The 6,917-nt window shown below is 41.7% G+C and carries 5 protein-coding genes; all 5 read right to left on the reverse strand.

Annotated elements, in window-relative coordinates; all coding sequences use genetic code 11:
* Positions 1 to 126: 126 nt before the first annotated feature.
* The 5 genes from AC1DRF_RS13425 to AC1DRF_RS13445 are packed head-to-tail and all read right to left on the reverse strand — an operon-like array spanning position 127 to position 6,782.
* A complete protein-coding gene (locus AC1DRF_RS13425) occupies positions 127 to 1,296 on the reverse strand; it encodes a Zn-dependent alcohol dehydrogenase (protein ID WP_477740913.1) in 1,170 nt (389 codons plus the stop codon).
* Positions 1,297 to 1,317: 21 nt separating this feature from the next.
* A complete protein-coding gene (locus AC1DRF_RS13430) occupies positions 1,318 to 2,844 on the reverse strand; it encodes an aldehyde dehydrogenase family protein (RefSeq protein WP_318331297.1) in 1,527 nt (508 codons plus the stop codon).
* Positions 2,828 to 4,156, reverse strand: coding sequence for a lyase family protein (locus AC1DRF_RS13435; protein WP_427076169.1), 1,329 nt, complete (start codon positions 4,154 to 4,156; stop codon positions 2,828 to 2,830). Before AC1DRF_RS13435 ends, AC1DRF_RS13430 begins: the two co-directional genes overlap by 17 nt.
* Before the next feature lie 23 nt (positions 4,157 to 4,179).
* Positions 4,180 to 5,613: an aldehyde dehydrogenase gene (gene aldA, locus AC1DRF_RS13440; RefSeq protein ID WP_427076170.1), complete on the reverse strand. Its 1,434-nt coding sequence runs from the start codon at positions 5,611 to 5,613 to the stop codon at positions 4,180 to 4,182.
* 23 nt (positions 5,614 to 5,636) lie between these two features.
* The gene (locus tag AC1DRF_RS13445) at positions 5,637 to 6,782 is read right to left on the reverse strand and encodes a mandelate racemase/muconate lactonizing enzyme family protein (RefSeq protein WP_318331295.1); all 1,146 of its coding nucleotides are present in this window, start codon (positions 6,780 to 6,782) and stop codon (positions 5,637 to 5,639) included.
* Positions 6,783 to 6,917: the final 135 nt, after the last annotated feature.

The raw sequence follows: 6,917 nt of genomic DNA on the forward strand, positions 1-6,917 counted from the left end.
GCAGCTCACTGCTTCAACATCTTTTCCAATTTGCAAAACCCGATCTAGGCCATACGCTATGCTTGTTTTTGTAGTAAATTCAAATAGTGAATTCATTCGTTTTTCTCCTCTCTTAGCTCATTTACATTATGAAACAATGTCAAATTCATCTCCGTTTTCTAGCGAGGCTTGGGATACAATCGATGGAAATTCAATCACTGACCGGCCTACGTTTACACAATTACAATCATGAAATGATTGAAAAGCTTTGTTAATATCGTCAAGCTGCGTGCGTCCAAGAATCAGTTCGTCTAACATAAATTTTMCGTCTAAATAAAGCTGAGCAATTTTAGGAAAATCACGAAACGGCTGCGTGTCTCCGTAAAAGCTTCCTTTTAACACTTTGCCGACACGATGAAAGCCTCCGCCTGGTAAATTAATAGACATGGATGGGTTAAAAGCTCCTACTACAACTACCGTTCCTCCTTTCCTTGTTCCTTCCCAAGCAGATTCAGTAGCTTTTGTATGACCGGTGCAGTCAATCGCGAAATGGACGCCATGTCCTCCTGTTAAAGCTTTTAAAGCTTCACTTGCTTCTTCTGAAGCTACATTTATCGTATGAGTAGCTCCGAATGTTTTAGCAAGTTCCAAATTAGCTGGTTTGACATCACATGCAATAATTTTACTTGCTCCCGCAATCCGAGCCCCTTGAATAGCATTAATCCCTACCCCTCCGATACCAAAGACGGCTACCGTCGATCCCGGCGTAACTTTTGCGGCGTTCACAGCTGCTCCGTACCCAGTCGCTACACCGCATCCAATTAAAGAGGCTTGAGCCATCGGCATTTCATCAGGAAGTTTAATGCAAGACATTTCCGGCACCACCGCATATTCAGCAAAAGTGGAAAGCAGCGAGTTATGAAAAACCAGCTCTCCATCTTTACTTAATCGAGAGGTACCGTCTAACAGCGTTCCGTTAAACATCGGACCAAAAGCCGAATCACACAGATGTACGGCTCCTGTCACACAAAACTCACACGTGCCGCAGTAAGGCACCCAGCTAAGCGCTACTTTATCTCCTACTTTTACCGTTTTCACGTTTAAACCGACTGCGGTTACAATACCTGCACCTTCGTGACCTAAAATAGTAGGCGTTGGTGTCGAAGGGTCTTCTAAAGCATTTAAATCACTGTGGCACACGCCCGTTGCTTCTATTTTCACAAGTACTTCATTAGCTTTTGGTGCTGCTAAATCCACCGCTAAAATTTCAAGGGGCGCATTAACGCCCGTCATGACCGCTGCTTTCATTTTCATCATGCTTTCCTCCAGCTTTTTAATTTAATAAGCCATCCATATTGCTTTTATTTTTGTGTAAGATTGAAGAGAATGAATCGCATATTCTTTCCCCCATCCGCTTTGCTTCCATCCTCCAAATGGGCTGGCAAAATCATAGCAGCCGTATTTATTGATAAAAACCATGCCTGCTTCTAACTTTTTGGCTACACGATTGGCTCTTGACACATCTTTTGTCCAGAGTCCAGCTGCTAAACCATAAATCGTATCATTCGCAATTTGCACCGCTTCATCTTCTGTATCAAACGGAATTACACACAGTACAGGACCAAAAATTTCTTCTTGTGCAATGGTCATCTTATTATCAACATCTGCAAAAATAGTAGGACGGATAAAATACCCGTGCTCATTATCTCCACTCATATCGCGCTCGCCGCCCGCTGCTAGCGTAGCTCCTTCACGTATACCGCTCTCGATATAGTGTAAGATTGACTGCATATGAGATTCAGAGACTTGGGCACCTTGATCTGAATCAGGATCAAAAGGACTGCCGCACTTGTAGCTATTTGCATAATCTGCTAACTTACCAACTACCTGCTCGTAAATGTCACGCTGTACTAACAAGCGAGTAGGCGCTGAGCATTTTTCTCCTTTATGTGTAAACAAGCCGTAAAAAGAACGTTCAATCGCAGCATCCAAATCGGGTGCATCGCTAAAGATGATATTTGGTGATTTCCCTCCAAGCTCTAGGGTCACAGGCTTCAAATTAGAGTCCGCAGAATCATGAACCAACTGTTTGCCTACTCCTGTGCTTCCAGTAAAAGATACTTTATCAACTCCCATATGACGGCTGATATGAGAACCGATCGATCCTTTTCCTAAAATTAAATTTAAGACACCTGGCGGTAAGATGTTTGCTTCATCGATGATTTCCACTAAACGAATCGCAGAAAAAGATGTGGTGCTAGACGGCTTTAAAATAACGGTGTTGCCCATCGCTAGAGCCGGCGCTAGTTTCCATGCGGCCATGTCGATTGGAAAGTTAAATGGTACAATTTGACCGCATACACCGATCGGATCGCGCGTTGTATAACTCACAAAATCTCCTTCCACCGGATTGTTTTCACCGTAATATTTATCCGTCCAGCCAGCGTAATACTCAAATAAATCCGATGCTTCTTGTACATCATCATTGTACGATTCTGTATAAAGCTTGCCGTTATCAAGAGACTCCAATGTGGCGAGCTCTGCTTGATGTTTTTTAATTAAGCTGCTTATTTCCCTTAAAATTCGCGCGCGTTCTTTTCTTGTAACGCTTGGCCAAGGACCGTGATCAAACGCGTGTCTAGCTGAAGCTACTGCTTCATCGATATCTTGTTTTGCTGCACTTTGAATTTGGCCATTAATTTCTCCGTTTGCAGGGTTAATAGAATCAATTAGTTCACCGCTTGAACTTTCTTTCCACCCCCCGTTGATATAGAGTTTTTTAGGTTCTTTCAGCCACTCTTTTGCCCATAATAATGCAGGTTGTTCCATTCCTTTAAATAAGGTTTTTTCATTTAGTTTTGTCATATTCACATTCCCTCCATTTTTTCAGCCCTTCATAGCCTGCTTCTTTTAAACTACCTGCAACGCGGCTATAGCCATATTTTTCTTTCATTTCAACAATCAACGGAATACGCGATTGAGAAAGCTGCTGACAGCGCTCTGAATTGGCTGATAAATCCTGCACGCAAAGCGTCGAAAAACTTCTTACAGCGCTAGTTAAAAACTGAATGCTATCTAAAATATTAATTCCAGCGGCTCCTTCGAATACATTTAAATTTAATTCTCCGTGTTCAAAAGCAGCTTGAACGATTCTGTCACATCCTAGCACTTGAAAACAGCATTGAATTAAGGTTTCAGGTACAACCGGATTGACTTTACCAGGAAAAAATGAAGAGCCTGCTTGAACAGATGGTAATTGAATTTCGCCAAATCCAGCTTCTGGTCCAGAAGAGAGCAGCCTTAAATCTTTAGCAAACTTTATAAAAGACGTAGCCAGCTGCTTTAATTCGTTCGAAACATCAGCAAGATCATCAATATTCTGTGCTGCATCAAATAAATTAGCGCGGTGGTAAAGCTGCATACCAGATAGACGTGACAGCTGCTGAACGATTTTACTTCGGTATATCCCTGATGCTCCTATCCCAGAACCAATAACCGTACCTCCAAGATTAACAGCGTGCAGTTCTTCTACAGCTCTTTTTAAATAGCGCGTACGCCGTGAAAGAACCGCTTCATATCCGCTGAATATATCACTAAGCGAAATACTCATCGCATCTTGCAAGCAAGTCCTTGCGATTGTCACCACAGTCTGGAACTCTTCCATCTTTTTTTGAAGAATAGAATGGAGATGCTCCATTTCTTTTTCTAAATAATGATAGCTTTTAATAATCGCAATTCGGATAGCGGTATGACACACATCAGAAGTTGATTGAGATGCATTTACATGTTCAATAGGATGAATAGGAAGATGATGTGGGCACTGCTGGTTTATCAAGCCTGCTATTACTTCATTCACATTCATATTCGTCCCGATACCGCCTCCGCCGTGCAGCACATCAATCAAAAAATGATGTTGATAAGCGGTGCTTTGCAATTGGTCACATGCATTTGATATGGAGTCTCCCATTTCTTTTGGAATTACTCCAGCTTCTACGTTTGTTAAGGCAGCTGCTTTTTTTACGGTTAACAGTGCATGCACGTAGTCCGGATATTCATGCAATCTTTTATTAGAAAATGATAAATTCTCAAGTGTCCTGGCCGTGTGAATGCCATACAAGACCTCTGCTGGGAGCTCAACTTTTCCAAAACTATCTTCTTCCACACGCGTTTTCCCCACCTGTGCTCACCTGCTTTTCAAAATTAAAATTTCATATAAACTGTTTTTACCTGTAAAAATTCTTCAAATCCATGCTTGCCATCGTCTCCGCCGATTCCCGATTGCTTCCAGCCGGAGTGATAGCCTTGATATGCTTCGCCCTGCTGGCGGTTCACGTATACTTCACCGCATTCTAGCTGCGTAGTTAGTTCCATCACATAACGATAGCTGGATGTATATACATTAGCGGTTAATCCGTATTCAGAATCATTCGCTAGATTAATTGCTTCTTCAAGTGATTCAAACGAAATAATGGGAAGAACGGGCCCAAACACTTCTTTTTGCACGATATTCATTTGTTGCGTACACTGATCTAATAGCGTTGGCGTATAAAAGCTTTCTCCTAATTCCTCTAGCAAATAGCCTCCGCATAATACAGCGGCTCCTTCTTCTACGGCCTCAAGTACCATTTGATGAACGCGGTTCGCTTCAGATTTGTTAATGAGACAGCTCATTTCTGCATCTGGATTAGCCAAACCATCTTTTACTTCTACATTTTGAAACGCTTTCAATAGTTTAGTAGTAAACGCTTCTTTTACACTTTTATGAACGTACACACGCTCAGTGTTATTGCAGACTTGACCGGAGTTAGCTAACCTGCCTCCCTTGATTGCTTCAACCGCTAAATCAATATCCGCATCTTCCATTACAATAGCAGGTGCTTTTCCGCCTAATTCAAGTGATGTACGAATCATATGACGAGAACATTTTTCCATAATACCTTTTCCTACTTTAGTACTTCCGGTAAATGTCACCATGTTTACATCAGGAAATGAGGTTAACGTTTCTCCCACAATGTCATCCATACCTGTCACAATATTAATAACACCTTTTGGAAAGCCGGATTGATGAATGCACTCCGCTAATGCTAAAGCAGATAAAGAAGATTTTACGCTTGGCTTGACCACAACCGTATTACCTGCGACAAGCGCCGGTACGATTTTTCTCATCAGCACATAAATCGGAAAATTCCAAGGTACAATTACCACGACTACGCCAAGAGGCTCTTTATAAGAAATAATCTTCTCCTTTACGTTATCGCTGTCTACTACGTGACCTTCAATGCGTCTTGCCCACTGAGTTTGGTACTCGCCAAGCTCCGCTCCGTAAAACACCTCTGATTTCGCTGCATTTAAGGGTTTTCCCATTTCCTGTGTAATGGCTGTTCCGATGTGTTCAATATGTTCTTCTGTTTTCATGTTCGTTAAAAATTTTTTAATTTGTTCAGCCCGGTCATATGAAGGACGGAGCTTCCACTCTTTAAAAGCTTGTTTAGCGCAATAAACAGCGTGCTCTGTTTCTTCTGTACTGCAGGAAGAGACTTGGGCTACGACTTCACCCGTTCCTGGGTACGTAACATCCATTTGATTGCTGCCTTGAACAAATTCTCCATTTATATAAGCACTGTATTTCTTCACTTTGTGTTCACCCTTTATATCAGTTAAATAGAAACTGTATTTTTTTCACCTACGTAGAAATGATTAATTTCGTACTGTTTTAAAGCTTCTTCATCAAGATCGATGCCTAAACCCGGCTTTTCTGGCGCTACTAAATAACCATCTTTGTCAATCATAAGCGGGTTTTGCTGAATATAATCTCTTCGTTCGTTAGACCATGCTGGAGGATCGTAAGGAAATTCCAAATATGGACAGTGACTGACTGCCGCTGCTAAATGTAAATTTGCCAGTAAACCAATGCCGTTTGTCCATGTATGCGGGCTGAACCAAGCGCCGCTTCCTTGAACAAGATCCGCAACTTTTTTCGTTTGCGTAATTCCTCCTGACAATGCTACATCCGGCTGATAAACGTCTAATGCATTTATTTTGTTTAACTCTCTAAAGTCATGCATATGACGGTTCATCTCTCCCCCTGCGATTCGAATACCTACTCGATCCCGAAGCTTTGCCATCAGTTCAAACTGATGAGAAGGCAGAGGTTCTTCAAGCCAAAACACTTTCAGTTCTTCAAGTTCTTTAGCTACTTGATAGGCCATTTTTAAGTCCCACGTCCGTTCAACGTCCCACGGCATTTTCCATCCTTGATTTGCGTCAACCATAATCTCTAGCTTGTCACCAACGGCTTTTCTGACCGCTTCCACTACTTGAATATCTTCTTTTACATCTTTGTGATGGAAACGAATTTTCATAGCTTTGAATCCTTGCTCTACAAATCGAATCGCACGTTCCGCACGTTCTTCAGGAGTCACGATTTCTCCCGTTGAAGCATAAGCGAGAAGCTTGTTAGATCGGGCTCCAAGCAATTTATAGACGGGCTGTTTTGTTGCTTTCCCCATCAAATCCCATAGAGCTAAATCAAGCGGCCAGCATCTGCCATAGTGAAAATCTATATTTTGAATCACTTGTGCATGTCGTTCAATGGCAAAAGGATCTTGACCGATAAACAAATGTTCATGTCCTTCAAGCCCCATCATTAAATCCCCTGACCCGACTCCCGTTATTCCTTCATCCGTATGTACATAGACAACGGTAGAAGCAAACTTTTTGCGGGGCTCAGGGTCCCAAGCTGCTTTAAAAGGCGGATTTAAAGGCAGTAAATAATGTTTGATCTCTATTCCCGTAATTTTCATTGAATACTAATCTCCTTACGTTTCAGCATTTTTACTTTCACTTATATCTATTGCAAGATGCGTGCCAAGTTCAAATGACTGATGTAGTCGCTACTTAATAGAAGACAAAAAATAAATTGTAGAAAATTCACACAA

The organism is Priestia sp. P5_B4 (assembly GCF_056400385.1).

What these genes read in the sequence shown, in the direction of transcription:
- AC1DRF_RS13430 (WP_318331297.1), bottom strand. Translation starts at nt 2,844, where the DNA reads ATGACAAAACTAAATGAAAAAACCTTATTTAAAGGAATGGAACAACCT.
- AC1DRF_RS13445 (WP_318331295.1), bottom strand. Translation starts at nt 6,782, where the DNA reads ATGAAAATTACGGGAATAGAGATCAAACATTATTTACTGCCTTTAAAT.